At 74.4% G+C, this 17,644-nt stretch carries 9 protein-coding genes; 5 read left to right on the top strand and 4 right to left on the bottom strand.

Annotated elements, in window-relative coordinates; genetic code table 11:
• Window positions 1-69 precede the first annotated feature (69 nt).
• Window positions 70-1,275: an L-2-hydroxyglutarate oxidase gene (gene lhgO / locus ACSYGO_RS23225; RefSeq protein WP_426677204.1), complete on the bottom strand. Its 1,206-nt coding sequence runs from the start codon at window positions 1,273-1,275 to the stop codon at window positions 70-72.
• A 133-nt stretch (window positions 1,276-1,408) separates the two neighbouring features.
• Entirely contained in the window at window positions 1,409-2,833 is a 1,425-nt protein-coding gene (locus ACSYGO_RS23220) for a hypothetical protein (RefSeq protein ID WP_028805910.1), read from the bottom strand.
• A gap of 804 nt (window positions 2,834-3,637) precedes the next feature.
• On the opposite strand from ACSYGO_RS23220, the gene ACSYGO_RS23215 reads away from it, so the two are divergent.
• A complete protein-coding gene (locus tag ACSYGO_RS23215; RefSeq protein ID WP_426677205.1) occupies window positions 3,638-5,734 on the top strand; it encodes an asparagine synthase-related protein in 2,097 nt (698 codons plus the stop codon).
• Window positions 5,735-6,513: 779 nt separating this feature from the next.
• Entirely contained in the window at window positions 6,514-9,810 is a 3,297-nt protein-coding gene (locus ACSYGO_RS23210) for a BTAD domain-containing putative transcriptional regulator (RefSeq protein WP_460387491.1), read from the top strand.
• Between the two features lie 13 nt (window positions 9,811-9,823).
• On the opposite strand, the gene ACSYGO_RS23205 is transcribed toward ACSYGO_RS23210, so the two are convergent.
• Together ACSYGO_RS23205 and ACSYGO_RS23200 are read right to left on the bottom strand one after the other, a co-directional pair.
• Complete coding sequence (locus tag ACSYGO_RS23205) at window positions 9,824-11,920, bottom strand: sigma-70 family RNA polymerase sigma factor (RefSeq protein ID WP_460387489.1); 2,097 nt, start codon at window positions 11,918-11,920, stop codon at window positions 9,824-9,826.
• 461 nt (window positions 11,921-12,381) lie between these two features.
• Window positions 12,382-13,149, bottom strand: coding sequence for a TetR/AcrR family transcriptional regulator (locus ACSYGO_RS23200; protein WP_426677208.1), 768 nt, complete (start codon window positions 13,147-13,149; stop codon window positions 12,382-12,384).
• 372 nt (window positions 13,150-13,521) lie between these two features.
• On the opposite strand from ACSYGO_RS23200, the gene ACSYGO_RS23195 reads away from it, so the two are divergent.
• The 3 genes from ACSYGO_RS23195 (at window position 13,522) to ACSYGO_RS23185 (ending at window position 17,610) form a co-directional block, all read left to right on the top strand.
• Window positions 13,522-14,889: an NAD(P)/FAD-dependent oxidoreductase gene (locus tag ACSYGO_RS23195; RefSeq protein ID WP_426677209.1), complete on the top strand. Its 1,368-nt coding sequence runs from the start codon at window positions 13,522-13,524 to the stop codon at window positions 14,887-14,889.
• 131 nt (window positions 14,890-15,020) lie between these two features.
• Window positions 15,021-16,679: an ATP-binding SpoIIE family protein phosphatase gene (locus ACSYGO_RS23190; protein ID WP_432175933.1), complete on the top strand. Its 1,659-nt coding sequence runs from the start codon at window positions 15,021-15,023 to the stop codon at window positions 16,677-16,679.
• 115 nt (window positions 16,680-16,794) lie between these two features.
• Window positions 16,795-17,610 carry a class I SAM-dependent methyltransferase gene (locus ACSYGO_RS23185; RefSeq protein ID WP_460387487.1) on the top strand — a complete coding sequence of 272 codons (816 nt, stop codon included), beginning with the start codon at window positions 16,795-16,797 and terminating at the stop codon, window positions 17,608-17,610.
• Window positions 17,611-17,644 lie beyond the last annotated feature (34 nt).

Genomic DNA, 17,644 nt, shown 5'->3' with positions numbered 1-17,644 from the left:
GGCCAGCCAGGGGCAGGGGCCAGGGGCCGCCAGCGGCAGGGGTGAGGTCCGGCCGGGGAAGCCGGGGTGTCATGTGCCGGCCAGCGCGGCCAGCGCCCTGCGGGCGACCTCCCGTCCGATGGGCAGCGAGGCCGTGGCCGCGGGGGACGGCGCGTTCAGCACGTGGACCGTGCGGGGGCCCTCCTTGATCAGGAAGTCGTCCACCAGGGTGCCGTCGCGCAGGACCGCCTGGGCCCGCACCCCGGCCGCCGCGGGGACCAGGTCCTCCGGGGCCACCGCGGGCAGCAGACGCCGGACGGCCGTGGTGAACGCCGCCGTCGACAGGGAGCGCCGCAGCTCCCCGGCGCCGTACCGCCAGTGCCGTCGGGCGATCCGCCAGGAACCGGGCCAGCTCAGGGTCGAACCGAGCTCACGGGGACGTACGACGCCCCAGTCGTACCCCTCGCGGGCGAGCGCGGGCACCGCGTTCGGGCCGATGTGGACGCCGCCGTCGATGCCGCGGGTGAGGTGCACCCCGAGGAAGGGGAACGCGGGGTCGGGCACGGGATAGACCAGTCCCCGGACCAGCTCGGGCCGCGCCAGCGTGTAGTACTCGCCGCGGAACGGCACGATGCGCATCCCGGGGTCGTCGCCCGTGAGCCGGGCGATCTCGTCGCAGTGCAGCCCCGCGCAGTTCACGAGGACGCGGGCGCGGACGATCGTGCCGTCGGCGGTGCGCACCGCGGCGCCCAGGGCCGGGCGGCGGTCGATGCGGACGACCTCGGCCCCGTACCGGATCTCGGCTCCGGAGGCCTCCGCCAGCTGCCGGGCCACCGCGACGAAGTCGCAGATCCCCGTCGTGCCGACATGGATCGCGGCGAGGCCGCGGACCTCCGGCTCGTACTCCGCGATCTGGGTGGGGCCCAGCTCGCGCACCGGAATGCCGTTCTCCCGGCCGCGCTGCACCAGGGCGTGCAGCCGGGGCAGCTCGGCCTTCTCCGTGGCGACGATCAGCTTGCCGGTGACGGCGTGCGCGATGCCGTACTCCGCGCAGAACTTGACCATCTCGGTGGCGCCGCGCGTCGCGTACTGCGCCTTGAGGGAGCCCGGGCGGTAGTAGACACCGCTGTGGATCACCCCGCTGTTGCGTCCCGTCTGGTGACGGGCGGGGCCCTGCTCCTTCTCCAGCACCGTCACCCGCGTGCCCGGCGCCGCGCGCGTGATCGCATACGCCGTCGACAGACCGACGATCCCGCCGCCGATCACCAGCACATCGCAGTCGTACGTGCTCCGCACCTGCCACACCTCCCGACTCGATAGTGCACTGCGCCACTGACAATGCCCTCAAACCCGGAAGGTGCCCCGAGGACGCGCAGGACGCATCCCGGCCCGCGTCGTGCCCGCTCCTCGGGGCCCGGCACCGGTGCCGCTAGGCCGGAGCCATCAGCAGCGGCCGTGCGCGCTCCCGCAGCTCGACCACGCGCGGCTCGTCGCCGTACGGCTCCAGCCGGTGCAGGAGATCCTTGACGTACTCGGTGGTGCGGGCCGAGGAGATGCGCCCCGCGACCTCCACCGCCCGGACGCCCTGCTCGCACGCCGCGTCCAGATTGCCCGACTCCAGCTCCGCGACCGCCGACACCACCAGGCGCAGGCCGTGGGAGCGGACGAACTCCTCCGTCGGCTTCGACAGCGCCTGCTCGGTGAAGCGGCGCACCTGGCGCGGCGCCTTCAGGTCGCGGTAGCACTCCGCCGCGTCGGCGGCGAAGCGGTCGTAGGAGTAGAAGCCGAGCCAGGACGGGTCGTTGTCGCCCTCCCGGGACCGCTCCAGCCAGCCCTCGGCGGCCTTCAGGGCCGCGCCCGCCGCCTGCGCGTCACCCGCGCGTGCATGCGCGCGTGCCTCGACGAGACGGAAGAAGCTCATGGTGCGGGCCGTGGCCAGTCCCCTGTTGCGCTCCAGGGCGGCCTGGGCGAGGTCGACGCCCTCGTCGCCGAATCCGCGATAGGTCGCCTGGAGGGACATCGACGCCAGGACATAGCCCCCGAGGGGGACGTCGGCGGCCGCGCGCGCGAGCCGCAGCGCCTGGATGTAGTAGCGCTGGGCCGCCTCCTGCTGGCCCGTGTCGAAGGCCATCCAGCCCGCGAGACGGGTGAGTTCGGCGCTGGCCCCGAACAGGGCCCTGCCGACCTCGTCGGAGTACGAGCCGAGCAGCAGCGGTGCCGCCTCCACCCGTAAGCACTCGGGCACCATCGACGAACGCCAGTCGCCGCCTCCGTACTTGGAGTCCCAGCGCCTGGCGTCCTCGGCTGCCTCGCGCAGCTTCTGCACGTCGCTGTGGCCGACTTTCAGCGGTGCTCCGGAGCCCTCACCGGGGCTCACCTCGCGCGCCACCGAACTGTCGGCCGGTGTTATCAGCCAACGGGAAGCGGGAGTTGCGTATGCGCTCACTGCGAAGGAGCCGGCCAGCGACTGCCAGATGCCGCCGCCACCTGCGCGGCGACCCGCGAGGTCGAGGCGGTACAGCTCGGTGGCCGACCGCACCGCCTGTCCGACGTCCCGGGGGAAGGCGAGGCCCACTTCCGGCGCGGGGTCCGCGTCCGCCAGGCCGATCTCGTGGAGCGGCACGGGGCGGCCGAGCTTCTGGCCGATGGCGGCGGCGATGAGGTGCGGCGCCGCACCTTGCGGCACCATTCCCTTCGACACCCAGCGTGCCACCGACGTCTTGTCGTAGCGAAGAGTCAACCCGCGTTGGGCGCCAAGGTCGTTGACGCGTCGCGCGAGTCCTGCGTTGCTGATTCCCGCGAGGGCGAGAACGGCGCCGAGTTTTTCGTTCGGCCCGCGTTGCTCCCTGGACATGCGCCACCCCTCGACACAGACGGCTGCCGCGCTGGCATAACCACGCGGCATTCGTAAACCCAGCGTAGTTCGCCCGATCCCAAGCGTTAAGGGGCGTTCTTCCGGATGGCGGGATTGTGGTCCGTACGACTGTACGGACGGTTGCGATGTGCTCCCGCTGTGTGGCTGTGCGCCTGCCCGTGCGCTCTTCTCCGGCCATCCGGGGAGCGCTTCCATGGACCCTGCGTGGGTCGGCCCGCTGTACTGGATCCAGTGGGCTGGGGGACACCGCCGCCTCCATCCCCGCGGGCGGCGGACCGGTCCGGGAGGCGAACTCCGCCTCCCGGACTGTGCGTTGCCGAAGCGGTGCGCAGGGCCTGTACGGAGAGTGTGCATGCCTGTGCGTCCGTAGCCGATTTGGCTGAAAATCGATGGCGGCTTTCCGCGGCGAATAAGGCTCCCACCACGTCAGTTGAGGGCGCGTAGGGGGTTTTGGGGGAGCGTATCGGGGGCGCATTCGCGTCGGCCGGGCGGGGGCGGGGGGAGCCCGCGTGGGCCCCGGGCGGACTGCGGCGCGGGGCGGGCGCGCCGGGTCTCCTGGTGTGGATTCGCCTGTGAGCCAAGGCGGTTGAGCGCCGGCACTCCGTGCCCGGGTGGGCGGGTCCCGTGGGCGCGTGGCGGGTGCGGAGCGGCGCGGTCGCATGCACAGGGGCGCATTTCAGGGAGCGCAAGCCGCCGCAGGGGCCCTCCCGCGCGCTTCCTTCGTGGCAGCATGGTGCCCAGTTCGTGCGGTGCACTGGTTGTCCACAGCCTGTGGAGGCGGCGATGCGATGGTTGGTGGGGTGGAGCAGTACCGCCGCCAGAGCGCCTGAGATCGGCTCGGCGGGCGCCACCGGCAACGACGGCGAGACCGTGCATCCGGTCGGCTCCCAACTCCTGTGGGGCGACCCCGATCCCCTCTGGGCCGTCGGCGACTGGCGCCCCGACGAGGTCCGCGTCGTCAAGGCCGACCCGCAGAACCGCATCGCCGTCCTCGGCACCTGCGCGGCCTCCGACGAGGAGCTCCGCGTCGGGCTGTTCGCCGCGCGCGGCGGGGCACTTCGGCACCTGACCAACTGGGCCGGCAGCTACACCGCCGTCGTCCAGGTGGGCCGGCGCGTGACCGTCTGCGGTGACCTCGCGGGCGCCCGGCCCGTCTTCTACACGCCATGGGCCGGCGGCACCGCGTACGCGACCGCCGCGCTGCCCCTCGCCGACCTCATCGAGGCCAACCTCGACTTCGGGCATCTCGCTGCCCTGCTCGCCGCCCCCGACGTGCCGGACGCCGTGCACGACTCGACCCCCTACGAAGGGGTGCGGCGCATTCCGCCGGGGCACGCGCTCATCCTGCGCGCGGGGGCACGTGAGATCGCCGGGTACGAACCCGTCGCGTCCCTCGCCGTCGCCACCCCCTCCGCCGACCCCGACAGCGCCGTGGACGCCGTGCGGGACGCCCTCGTGGAGGCCGTGCGGGCGCGTCTCGCCGCGCCGCGGCACGTGCCCGGCACCGACGTGGACCCCGGGCCGGTGCCCGGCATGGGGCCGGCCGAGCGGCGCGCCGCGCGCGGCATGCCCGTGCCCGGCATCGGCGCCGACCTCTCGGGCGGACCCGCGTCCGGGACGCTGGCGCTGCTCGCCGCCGGGCTTCCCGGGGCGCCCGGCACGGTCCTCGGGCACGGCACCGGCGCCGGTGAACGGCTGCTCGCGGTCACCTTCAACGACCTCGCCGTCAGAGGGCGGGAGGCCGAACTGGAGCGGGCCGGGACGCTGGCCGCGAATCCCCGGCTGCACCACGTCGTCGTCGCCGGGGGCGAGGAGGTCCTCCCCTACGCCGACCTCGAAGGCCCGCTGACGGACGAGCCGGGGCCCTCCCTGGTGACGGCCGCACGCCACCGCGCGCGACTCGCCTCCGGCAGCGCGGACCACTTCACGGGGTACGGCGCCCGGCAGGTCCTCGACGCGCACCCCGCCCGGCTCGCGGACCTCCTGATGGACCGCAAGCGGCGCCATCTGGTGCGGCCCGTCGCCGCGTTGGCGAAGGCCGACGGGTCGGTGATGGTCCCCGCGCGCGTGTACGCCGCGGCGCGGAAGCTGGCCCGTACGCCCTACCGCACCGGGGTCGACGTCCTCGCCGAGCGGCTGCTGCACCGGCGGTTCGAGGAGCCCGGCGGGGCCGTGGGGGCGTCGCTCGCCGCGCTCACCTGGGCCAGACCCGGGCCTGCGGCGCGTTGGCTCACCGGCGAGGCGTTGGCTGAAGTATCGGTTCGCCTCCAGGCGGGTGGGGGGCGCGCCGGGGTCGGACCCGGGCAGCGGCCCGGCGACTTCCGGGCGCGGGCCGCGCTGGCCCGGCACGCGGCGGACGTGCGGGTGCTGGAGCAGGCCGCCGAGATCCGCTTCCAGCGGCTGCACGCTCCGTTCCTGGACAACCAGGTGGTGCGGGCCTGCCGGAGCCTTCCGGAGGCGCTGCGGGTGCAGCCCGGGGCGCGGGCGGCGATTCTCCGTACGGTGCTGGAGGGGGCCGGGGTGGGGGATCTGCCGCCGGGGTGGGGTGCGCCGTCCCATGCGTCGTCGGCGGCGGCCGCGCGGACGGGGTTGCGGGCGTTCGCGGATCCCCTGATCGACCTGTTCGACACGCCGTTGCTCGCTCAGGCGGGGCTGGTCGAGGCCCGCGTCGTCCGCAAGGCGCTCCGCGCGGCCTCGGAGGGCGAGACCCTGCCGCTGGACGGCCTCGCCCATCTCGTCTCCCTGGAGGTGTGGCTGCGCCGGCTGCTGTCCCGCCGCGGCACGTGCTGGACGGGGACTCCGGCTCGCCAGCGGGCCGTTCCCGCGGGGATAGTGCCGCAGGGACGTGCCCTGGGCGCGGGGGCGGGCCGTCACGCCTGAGCCGGGGCTGACCGCGGCGTGCGGGCTCGGGTGCGGTGGGCCTCGCCTCCGGTGCGGTGGACCTCGCCTCCGGTGCGGTGGGTGGGTCGCGCCTCCGGTGCGGTGGGTGGGTGGGTCGGGTCCGTGCCGGTGATCCGCCGGTTGCAGCCGTCGTGGGGTCCGGTGGGTCGCCTTCGGTCCGGTGGGCCTCGCCGTCTGTCCGGTGGGTGGGTCGGGTCCGTGCCGGTGATCCGCCCGTTGCAGCCGTCGTGTGGTCCGGTGGTTCAGTGCGGTGGGCTTGTGTTGCCGTCCGCAACGGGCATTTGATGCACCGGCACGGCCCCTTCGGTGCATGGGCGACTGCGGGTGTGAGTGGGGCTGAGGGCCGACCGTTGACCCGTCCGGCGGCAGCTCCGGTGCCGTGTCCGGCGGCGGCTTCCGTCCTGTCCAGGAGCAGTTCCCCTCGGGTCCGGCGACAGCTCCCGTCAGGTCCAGCAGCAACTCCCCTCGGGTCCGGCGACAGCTCCCGTCCGGTCCAGCAGCAACTCCCCTCGGGTCCGGGACAGCTCCCGACCGCCCGACGGCAGTTCCCCGGCGCCAGATCCCGTCCCGTCCTGCCTTGAGGGCAGAGAGCCACCTTCCAGCCCGTCCGGCGTTTGAGGACGAGGCCGTCCAGGCCGATCGGGGGTCCGGGGCGGAGCCCCGGGGCGGAGCCCCGGGGGAGGGTGCCGGTGGGGGTGCGGACCGGCTCGCCGGGGAAAGGCGGTGTTCCGGCGGGCGCGGGCGGCGAGAATGGGCGGGTGCGGTACAGAATTCTGGGGATCACCCAGGCGGAGGACGACCGGGGAACCCAGGTGGACGTGGGCGGCCCCCGCGTACGCGCCCTGCTCACCGCACTCGCCCAGCGCCCCGCCCGCCCCACCAGCCCGGCCACCCTCATCGACGAGGTCTGGGCGGACGCTCCCCCCGCGGACGCTCCCGCCGCGCTCCAGGCGCTGGTCGGCCGTCTCCGCCGGGCCATCGGCAAGGACGAGGTCACCTCGGAGGCGGGCGGCTACCGCCTCCGTGCCACCGGCGACGACGTGGACCTGTTCGTCTTCGAGCGGCTCGCCGCGGAGGGCCGGGCCGCTCTGGACCGCGGCGACGCCACGACCGCGGCCGACCGCCTGCGCGAGGCCCTGGCGCTGTGGCGCGGCCCGGCCCTGGCCGACCTGCCCGACCGCTCGGCGGCGACCCGCCCGGAGGCGCTGCGTCTGGAGGCGACGCGGGCCCGGGCCGAGGCGGACCTGCGGCTCGGCCGTGCCTCCGACGTCGTACCGGAACTGCGGGAGCTGACGACGGCCCATCCCTACGACGAGGGGTTGCAGGTCCTGCTGATCCGCGCCCTGCGAGACGCGGGGCGGGGAGCGGACGCCCTCGCCGCGTACGAGGAGGTGCGCCGCGGGCTGCTGGAGGGCCTGGGCGCCGATCCCGGGCCGGAACTGCGGGCCCTGCACGCGCAGTTGCTGAACGGGTCGCCCGGGGGCGGTCCTGAGGCCGGACCCGCCGAGCCCTCGCGGGGCGGGAATCTGCGCCCGCGGCTGAACTCGTTCGTGGGGCGCGAGCCCGAACTCGACGCCATCCGTGCGGATCTCGGCAGGGCCCGCCTGGTCACCCTGACCGGACCGGGCGGTTCGGGAAAGACACGCCTCGCGGAGGAGGCCGCCGCCGGGCTCCCGCAGGCCTGGCTCGTCGAGCTGGCCCCGCTCGACCGGCCCGAGGCGGTCCCGGGCGCCGTGGTCAACGCGCTCGGCCTGCGCGAGACCGTCCTGATGACCAACGAGATGGCGGGCGTGCCGCAGGACGACCCGGTCGCGCTGCTCGTCGAGCACTGTGCCCCGCGCAGCCAGCTCCTGATCCTCGACAACTGCGAGCACGTCGTCGACGCGGCGGCCGAGCTCGCCGAGACCCTGCTGACGCACTGCCCGGGGCTCACGATCCTTGCGACCAGTCGCGAACCCCTCGGTGTGCCGGGCGAGTTGCTGCGCCCGGTCGAGCCCCTGCCACCGGATCCGGCCCGCCGGCTGTTCATGGAGCGGGCATCGGCCGTGCGTCCCGACGCCGGTGTCGCGCTCCACGACGCGGCGGCGGTGGACGAGATCTGCCGGCGGCTCGACGGTCTTCCCCTCGCCATCGAGCTGGCGGCGGCGCGGCTGCGGCTGCTCACCCCCCGCCAGATCGCCGACCGGCTCGACGACCGTTTCCGTCTGCTGACCTCCGGGAGCCGTACGGTGCTGCCCCGCCAGCAGACGCTGCGTGCCGTCGTCGACTGGTCCTGGGACCTGCTCGACGAGCGGGAGCGGACGGTGCTGCGCGAGGTGTCCGTGTTCGCCGGCGGCTGGGACCTGGCGGCGGCGGAGGCCGTGTGCACCGGACCGGCGGCCGATCTCGTCGGGGCGCTCGTCGACAAGTCCCTGATCGTTGCGACGCCGTACGACGACGAGTGGGGCGGCATGCGGTACCGCATGCTGGAGACGATCCACGAGTACGCCGCCGAGCGCGCCGCCGAGGTCCCCGGGCTGCGCGCCGCTGCCGAGCGCCGGCACCGCGCGTGGGTGCGCGCGCTCGTGGAGGAGGCCGAACCACTGCTGCGTTCCGCCGCGCAGCTCCCGTGGATCCGCCGGCTGGAGACCGAGCTCGACAACATCCGGGCGGCCCTGCACCGCACGGTCGTCGCCGGTGACGAGGAGACGGCCGGCGCCGTGGTCCTCGCCATGGGCTGGTTCTGGTGGCTGCGCAACTACCGCCGCGAGGGCACGGAATGGACGGAGCTCGTGCTGCGGCTGGGCACGGCGGCCGAACTGGGCACGGTGCCCGCGGCGGACGACACCCACTCGTTCCTCGCCGCACTGCAAGCGGTCGACCCCGTGGCGGTGTTCCTCGAGGCACCCGGGCGCGACGCGCTTCATCCGCTGCGTCCGATGCGCATGAGGCTGCGGATGTTCGACCTGTTCATGAAGCTGGAAGCCGGGCCGCCCGGCGACTGGGCGGACGACTGGTCGCGGGAGTACATCGAGCGGGTGCAGGCCGCCTTCAAGGCGGGCGGCCCGGACGCGGCGCGGATGCCGGGACTCGTCTGGCCGCTGGCCTCGTACTTCCTCGGCGGGGCGGTCGACGCGCAGCCCGCGCTCGACGCGGCGATCGCCAACTGCCGTGAGTACGGCGGTGAATGGGAGGTCGGCGTGATGCTGATGTTCCGCACGCACATGGTCGTCGACGCCCCCGGCGGCATGCCCGGCGTGGACGACGACCTGACGGAGCTGCGCGGGCTCAGCCGCCGGGTGGGCGACCGCTGGATGCGCGCCCAGGTGTGCAGCGCGGCCGGTGAGGCGGCCATGGCGCGCAGCCGTTTCGGTGAGGCGAAGGGCGAGTACGAGGAGGCGCTGCGGCTCGCCCACGAGGTGGGGGCGTACGCGGAGACGCCGTTCCTGATCGCGCGGCTGGCGGAGGTCGCGTACCGCTCCGGCGAGCGGTCCAAGGCCCTGGCGACCCTGGACGAGGCGGGCGCCGCCGCCGACCGCTACGGGGTGATGGACTCCAGGCCGTTCGTCCATCTGCTGCGTGCCCAGATGGTCCTGGACGAAGGGGAGGTCGCCTTCGCGCGCGAGCTGTGCGAGCGGGCGCGCTCCGAGTCCGCCCAAGGCAGCCCGCCGCCGCAGTTCACCGCGGCGCTCAACTGGGTCGACGCGCTGGTGACGGTCGCCGAGTCCGGGCCGCTCATCGGTCTGCGGAAGATGGTCGACGCCCTGCGGGAGGCGGTGGACCTGCGGTGTGCCGACGTGGTGGCGGCCGCTTTCGTCGACGTCGCCGCGGGGCTCGTCGGCGAGCTCGGTGACCATCCGCTCGCGGTCCGGCTGCTCTCCGCCGGTGCACGGTGGCGTGGCGGCCATCCGCGGCCCGCCCGCGAGGAGTCCGTCGCCGAGCGCACGGAGGCCGCCGCGCTCGCCGCCCTCGGCCCGGTCCGCCACGCGTCCGAGCGGGCCGCCGGCGCGGACTTCACCACCGAGGAGGCGCTGCGGGACCTGGCCGCCGCGCTGCGGGAGCGTGCCGTCGGCTGACGGCGTACCGCGCTCACCTGCACCGGAACTTCGACTCCGCCCAGTCCGCCAGCGACGCGGAGTCGAACGGGCCGTGCGGTTCGACCTCGAGGCGGACCGTCCTGCGGCCGGTGAGGTCGACGTGGACGGGGACGGCCCGGTCGCCGCCCTCGATCAGCGGTGACCGCCACAGCCGCGTCCCGTCGGCGTGGACGGAGAAGCGCACGCTGCCGAGGCCCATCGTCAGGTCGTCGACGCCGACCATCGCGTCGTACGAGGAGCAGGTGCGGTTGAGGTCGATGGTGACGGAGGACCGGCCGTGCACGGTCACCCCGTGGGCGTACCGGTCGTTCGCGATCGACAGGCCGTCGCGCTGCCACACCCAGCTGCTCTCGCCGAGCCGCATCTCGGGCCCGGTGTGGTCGCCCTCGATGCTGTAGCCGAGCTCGCTCCACCGGTAGACGACCGGTGCGGGAGGGGGCGGCGGCGGGGTCGGCGTCGGCGACGGCGACGGCGGTGGTGTCGGGCGGGGCGTGGGCTGTGCCTTCGTCGGGGTGGGCGTGGGCGTCGGGGTGGGGGACGGATCGGGGGCGGGTTTCGGGGAGGACGTCGGCGTCGGCTTCGGGGGCAGGGTGGGAGCCGGGGCCGGGGGATTCGGCGCGGGCGCCTGCTTCGGAGGCTTCGGTGAGGGCAGCGGCGCCTCGACGGCGGGCGAGGCGGGTGGCTTGGCCTCGGGCTGCTTCGCCGGGCTGTCGTTGCCGGCCAGGGCGAGTGCCACCGCGGTCGCGGCGACGGCGACGACGCCTGCCGCGATGCCCGCCTTGACCGGCGCCCCGAGCCCTTCCGCGGCTGCCGCGCCGCCTCCGGCGCTCGCCCCGCCGGAGCCGCCGCCCGCCGCTGCCGCGCCCGCGGCCCCCGCCGCTCCGGCCCCGGCGCCGCCGGCGATGAGCGCGACGGCCTTCGCGTACCCGGCGGCACCGAACCAGCCGATGACGGCGACGGGCACGACCGCGGGGATGCCGCCGGCGACTTCCTTGATCTGGCCGGCGGCCAGCCGGCACTTGGCGCACTCCTCCAGGTGCTTGCGCAGTCCGCGCTCGGCGCGAGTGCGCAGCCCGCCGCGGGCGTAGGCGCCGAGCCGGTCGGCGTACCGGGCGCACTCCTCGTCCATGGTGAGCGTGGCGCTGACGTGCGCCTGGAGGTAGGCCTGCTTGAGGCCTTCACGGGCGCGGCTGGCGAGGACGCGGGTGCCGTTGGCGTCGAGTCCGAAGAGGGTGGCCACCTCGCTCGGCGACTCGTCCTCGACCTCGGTGTGCCACAGCACGGCCTGCCAGCGCTCGGGCAGCGACCGGAAGGCCTGCATGGCCATGGACTGCTCGGCCTCGTGCATCGCGCGCACGTCCGCGCCCAGGTCGAGCGTGTCGTCGTCGGACACCTCGGATCCGCGGGCCGCCTGCGCGGCGAACACCGCGAAGTCGTCGACCAGATGCTCACGCTTCGCCGACTTCGTCCAGTTCGCGGCGACGCGGCGGACCGTCGTCAGCAGGTACGCGCGGACGGCGTGTTCGGGGCCGCTGCCGCCGCGTACCGCCTGGAGCATGCGGGCGAAGACCTCGGCCGTGAGGTCGTCGGCGGTGTGGGCGTCCCGGCAGCAGGTGCGGGCGTAACGGCGGACGGCCTCCGCGTGCCGCCGGTAGAGCGCTTCGTAGGCGGTGTCGTCGCCCGCGCGCATCCGTGCGATGAGGTCGGCGTCGGACGGCGGCCGTTCGACCGGGGGCGGCAGCACGCCGTCCTCGCGCCGGTCGCGCTGGGCCGGGACGCCGGCGTCGGGGGCTCCACCGGTGGGCACGGGGGGCGCGGGGATGCCCTGGCGTCCGCCCTGGCTGGGTACCTGTCCGGGCATGTGGCCGGGCACCTGGCCGGGCACCTGCGGGGTCGGGCCGTCGCCGGCTTCCGGGCTGTTGTCGGCTTCCGGGCTTCCGCCTGTTCCCGGCCTTCCGTCGGCTCCAGGGCCCCCGTCGGCTTCTGGGCTTCCGCCGGTTCCCGGGCCTTTGCCGATCTCCGTGTTGTCGTCCGCGCCGCCGTCCGCGTCACCGTCGCCGGGTGACCCGTCCCGCCCGTCAAAACTCATCGCGGAAAGCCCCCGCCTGCACACTCGGACCCGAATACCGGGCAAGAGTGCCACACGCTCCAGGGGCGGGTCCTTCCCGTACGGGCCAACCACTCGTCCGGGGGGACTTCCCGCCCGGGAGTACTACTGGTCACTCGTTCGGGGAATGGTCAACGGCCGTGGCTCGAACGGGAGTTGTCTTATGTCCTGATAGGGGTGGAGTGCGGTGCGAGGGCCGTGCGCACCGGCTCCGTGACCGTCGTACGCACGGCCCGCAACGGGCGTGTGTTCTTCGGGTCCTCGGCCCGCACCGGGCCATGGCTTCGTGCGCACGGTCCGCACCGGGCCGTGGTCTTCGTGCCCACGGCCCGCTGTGGCCCCGGAGCCCGCGGCCCGAACCGGCGCCCCCTCAGGGAGCATGTCGGCGCAGGGCCGGGGGCGACGGGACCGCACGCTTCACACCGAGCGCCCCCTGGCGTGCGTCACGCCGGGCGGGAGCGCAGCCCTTCCAGCAGGATGTCGAGCAGCCGGGCCGAGGCCGCGGCCTGCTGGGCGGCGTCCGGCAGCGACGGGGCGGCCGTCGCGATCACCAGGAGGACGTCCGCGACGGTGACGTCCGCGCGCAGTTCGCCCGCCGCACGGGCCCGGTCCACCAGCCGGCCCACCACGTCGAGCAGGGCCGCCACGCCGGCGTCGTCCGCCGCGAGGATCGACTCCTCCTCGGCCGGTGCCGGCCGCTGCTCGACGAGCCGCAGTTCGGGCGTGGGCTGCGAGCGCTGCTGCGGCACCCGCGCCTCGTCCGTCTCGGAGCCGTCCTCGGCGACGCCGACCCGCAGCACCTGCGGGGGCAGCAGCCGTCCGGCGCCCGAGGCCACCGAGGTGCGCAGGAAGCGCGAGAGCGCCGACCACGGCTCGTCCTCCTGGCCGAGTGCCGCGCGCGCCTGGTCGGTCAGCCGGGAGGTCTCCTCCTCGGCTATGCGGCGGACCAGGACGTCCTTGCTCGGGAACCGCCGGTACACCGTGCCGACGCCGACCCGCGCGCGCCGGGCGACGTCCTCCATGGGCGCGCCGTACCCCAGCTCGCCGAAGACCTCGCGCGCCGCGCGCAGGACGTGCTCGAGATTGCGCTGTGCGTCCACGCGCAGCGGTGTGGTGCGCGATCCGTCCGCCGGCACCCGGCCGTTGCCGCCCGCCGCGCCGCCGGGCGCGATGGCAGACGCGGAAGACCAATGAGAGTCCTGAATGTGCATAACGTTCCCCCGGTAATGACGTCTCCCCCCGGAGACTCTCCCCGCCATTGATAGCCGGAGCATGGGGCACGAGCTCGTCCGCACGGGTCCCCGTCGGACCCGTGGAGCGCATCCCCCTACACTCCGTCGACACACGAACATAGTTGAGAGGCAGTCAATTCAGAAGGGGCAGGTTCCGCACGGAGCGCCCCCCGATCGGAGTACGGGCCGGTTACGTCCCGATTGCGCCCCCTCCGTGCCCCCCTCGCACCCTCTCTGAGCTGCGGTTTTCTCGCAGAGCCCGGCAAATCGGCCAACTCTTCGCGTTGTCGGCGGCCGGTCACACAAATTGCCGGGGCTGTGGACAAACGCTGTTGTCGGGTGCGTCATGGGATGGTGAAGGAACGTGCGCGCATTCTCATTGTCGGCGGCGGCTACGTCGGGATGTACACGGCCCTGCGCCTCCAGCAGAAGTTGAAGGCCGAACTGAAGCGGGGCGACGTCGAGATCACCGTCGTGTCCCCCGACCCGTACATGACGTATCAGCCGTTCCTTCCCGAGGCCGCCGCGGGCTCGATCTCCCCGCGGCACGTCGTCGTCCCGCTGCGCCGGGTCCTCGGCCAGTGCAGGATCGTCATCGGCGAGGCGCAGTCGATCGACCATGCCAAGCGCACCGCGACCCTCACCACCCTCGCCACCGAGGAGGAGGGAGCCGGCGCCGAGCAGATCGAGTACGACGAACTGGTCCTCGCCCCGGGCTCCGTCTCGCGCACCCTCCCGATCCCCGGCCTCGCCGACTACGCCATCGGCTTCAAGACGGTCGAGGAGGCCATCGGCCTGCGCAACCACGTCATCGAGCAGATGGACATCGCCTCCTCGACCCGCGACCCCGCGATCCGCGACGCCGCGCTGACCTTCGTCTTCGTCGGAGGCGGGTACGCGGGCGTCGAGGCGCTCGGCGAGCTGGAGGACATGGCGCGCTACACCGCGCGCTACTACCACAACGTCCGGCCCGAGGACATGAAGTGGATCCTCGTCGAGGCCTCGGACCGCATCCTCCCCGAGGTCGGCGAGGCGATGGGCAAGTACACCGTCACCGAGCTGCGCCGCCGCAACATCGACGTGCGCCTGGAGACCCGCCTCGAATCGTGCGCGGACCGCGTCGCGGTCCTCAGCGACGGCGCGCGCTTCCCGACCCGCACGGTCGTGTGGACGGCCGGCGTGAAGCCGCACCCGATCCTCGCCGCCACCGACCTGCCGCTGAACGAGCGCGGCCGGCTGCGCTGCACCCCCCAGCTGACCGTCGACGGCGCACCGCACGCGTGGGCCGCCGGGGACGCCGCCGCCGTCCCGGACGTCACCGTCGACAAGCCCGGCACGGACACCGCGCCCAACGCCCAGCACGCCGTACGGCAGGCCAGGACCCTCGGCGACAACATCGCGCACTCCCTGCGCGGCGAGCCCCTGGAGACGTACTCCCACACCTACGTCGGCTCGGTCGCTTCGCTGGGCCTGCACAAAGGTGTCGCACACGTCTACGGCCGTAAGCTGAAGGGCTATCCTGCCTGGTTCATGCACCGCGTCTACCACCTGAGCAGGGTGCCCACCTTCAACCGCAAGGCCCGTGTGCTCGCCGAATGGACCTTGGCGGGGCTCTTCAAGAGGGAGATCGTGTCTCTCGGCTCGCTCGAACACCCCCGTGCGGAGTTCGAACTCGCGGCCGGTGGAAAGCCTCCTCACGACCCGAAGGGGTCGTCCTGACCGGACCGCGGAACTCCACCGGCCGGACCGGCGTCTGACGGATGTCGGCCCGGTCCGCCAGACTGCCAGACTGGTCCACGACCTCGGGCGGGCGAACCGCTCGCCCTTCTCACCACGAGGCTTTCCCCACTGTGAACTTCACGCGCTGGAGCGCCCGGCTCCCCGGAACGCAGCGCCGCGCCGCAGCGCGGACCGAGCACACGGTCTCCCCGGACCGACGAGGGGAGGGCTCCGTGCCGGCGGCCCGCGTCGAGCAGCTGACCGACGACGCGCCGCCCGCCCTCGCCGTCGACGAACTGCGCGTGCGCGAGGTCCTCGACCGCGTCCCGGCGCTCGTCGCCCTCGTGCACGGGCCCGACCACCGCCTCGCCTACGTCAACGACGCCTATGCGGCGGCCTTCGGCGTCCGCCCGGTCGGCGTGCCCGCGCGCGAGGCACTGCCCGAGCTCGACGCGCTCGGCCTGCTCCCGCTCCTCGACCAGGTGCTGCGCAGCGCCAAGCCCCGCACGGTCAAGTCCCGCAAGGTGCCGAGCGGTCGCTCCTACACGTTCACCTGCACACCCGTCGACATCGCCCCGGACGGCGAGGGCCGCGGTGTGCTCGTCTTCGCCACCGACGTCACCGACCACGCCGAGGCCGCCGAACGGCTGCGCGCCAGCGAGCGCCGCCAGCGCGAGACGGCCGTCACCCTGCAACGCTCGCTGCTCCCCCAGGAGCTGGAGCAGCCCGACGACCTGCGCATCGCGGCGACGTACCAGCCCGGCGGCACGGAGGCCGCGGTCGGCGGCGACTGGTACGACGTGATCACCCTCGGCGGCGGCCGGACGGCCCTCGTCATCGGCGACGTCATGGGCCGGGGCGTGCGCGCCGCCGCCGTCATGGGCCAGCTGCGCACCGCCGTCCGTGCGTACGCCCGCCTCGACCTGCCGCCCCACGAGGTCCTGCAGCTGCTCGACGGCCTCGCCACCGAGATCGACGCCAACCAGATCGCCACCTGCGTCTACGCCGTCCACGACCCCAACGAGGGGCGTCTCGTGTACGCGTCCGCCGGCCATCTGCCGATCCTCGTACGGGACGAGAGCGGCACCGTCCACCGCGCCGACGAGCCCACCGGGCCGCCGCTCGGCACCGGCGGCTGGCTGCACGCCTCCGGCTCGGTCCCGCTCGCTCCCGGCTCCACGGCCGTCCTGTACACGGACGGTCTCGTGGAGCGCCGCGACGAGGACCTGGACGAGGGGATCGCCGCGCTGGAGCGCGCCCTGGCGGGAGCCACCGGCACACCGCAGGTGGTCTGCGACCGGCTGGTCCGCTCGGCGGGCGTCACGGCCGACCACGACGACGACGTGGCCGTCCTGGTCCTCCAGCACCCGGCGCGCACCGGAGCGGACAGCGACCTGTTCCGCAACGCCGCCCTGGAGCTCCTCGGCGGGGTGGAAGCGGCTCCACGCGCGCGTGCCTTCGCCTCCGGTGTCCTCACCAGCTGGCGCTTCCCCGCGGACCTGCACGACCTGGGCGTCCTCGCCGTCAGCGAGCTCGTCGCCAACTCGCTGCAGCACGGCACCCCGCCGATGCGACTGCGCCTGCGGCGCACCGACCGGCGCCTGACCATCGAGGTGACCGACGGCGACGAGCATCTGCCCCGCCGGCGCCGCGCCGAGCCCGGGGACGAGGCCGGCCGCGGCATCGCCATCGTCGCCACGATCGCCTCCGCCTGGGGCTCGCGCCGCACACCCGGCGGCGGGAAGGCGGTGTGGTGCGAGTTCGTCCTGCCCCGCGGCGGCACCACGTGAGCCCGCCCGACGCCTGAGATCTCCCGGCGCGTGCACGCGCGGAAGGGGGTGCGCGCCGGAGGCACCTCCGCGCGCCATCTAGCCGTCCGCACCCGCCGGTGCTAGTAGCTCCCCCATGGCAGACGAAACGGGCTTTCAGCTCAAAGGAACCGCCCCCGAGCGGTACGAGCAGTACGCCGCGCCGTTCATGGCGCCCTTCGTCGACGCGGCCCTGGACGCCGTCGACCTCTACCCGGGCGCCACGGTCCTCGACCTGGCGTGCGGAACCGGCTTCGTGGCCCGCGCGGTCGCCGCCCGCGTGGGCCCGCCGGGCCGCGTCTTCGGCGCGGACGTCAACGAGGGAATGATCAGGGTGGCCAGGGCGCACGCGCCCCGCATGTACCCGGACATCGACTTCACGACGGCCCCGGCCGACAAGCTCCCCTACAAGGACGCCACCTTCGACACGGTCGTCTGCCAGCAGGGCGTCCAGTTCTTCCCCGACCTCGACGCCGCCTTCGCCGAGGTGGCCCGGGTGACCCGGCCCGGTGGCCGGTTCGCCGCCACCGCCTGGGCCGCGCGGGAGCTGATCCCGTACTTCGTCGCCCAGTACGAGGCCGTCAGGGAGTACGGCGGACCCGAGGTCGCGGCGGACTACGAGGGCGCCTTCTCCGGCACCGCGGAGCGCCTCACCGCCGCCCTGCGCACCGCCGGCTTCCACGACGTCACCGCACGCGAGGTCGGCTTCGGCGTCACCCTCCCGCCCCTCGACGCCTACGCACCCGGCCAGCTCTCCTCGACCTCCTGGGGTCAGACGATCATCGACACCCGGGGCGAGGAGGCACTCGCGCGGGCCGGTCGCGCCGTCCACGCCCGGCTCGCGAACCGCACCACCCCCGACCACAGCGCGACCGTCCCCTTCACGGCCAACCTGGTCACGGCGGTGCGCTGAGAGACGGCGACGGCCGTCACCACGGTGCTCCGTG

Source organism: Streptomyces krungchingensis, from assembly GCF_054729265.1.
The sequence above is the reverse complement of the archived record's forward strand: the minus strand, read 5'-3'. Positions and strand labels throughout refer to the sequence as shown.

Coding starts and splice junctions, on each gene's coding strand:
- ACSYGO_RS23220 (WP_028805910.1), bottom strand. CDS start 2,833: ATGTCCAGGGAGCAACGCGGGCCGAACGAAAAACTCGGCGCCGTTCTC.
- ACSYGO_RS23215 (WP_426677205.1), top strand. CDS start 3,638: ATGCGATGGTTGGTGGGGTGGAGCAGTACCGCCGCCAGAGCGCCTGAG.
- ACSYGO_RS23205 (WP_460387489.1), bottom strand. CDS start 11,920: ATGAGTTTTGACGGGCGGGACGGGTCACCCGGCGACGGTGACGCGGAC.
- ACSYGO_RS23200 (WP_426677208.1), bottom strand. CDS start 13,149: ATGCACATTCAGGACTCTCATTGGTCTTCCGCGTCTGCCATCGCGCCC.
- ACSYGO_RS23195 (WP_426677209.1), top strand. CDS start 13,522: ATGGTGAAGGAACGTGCGCGCATTCTCATTGTCGGCGGCGGCTACGTC.
- ACSYGO_RS23185 (WP_460387487.1), top strand. CDS start 16,795: ATGGCAGACGAAACGGGCTTTCAGCTCAAAGGAACCGCCCCCGAGCGG.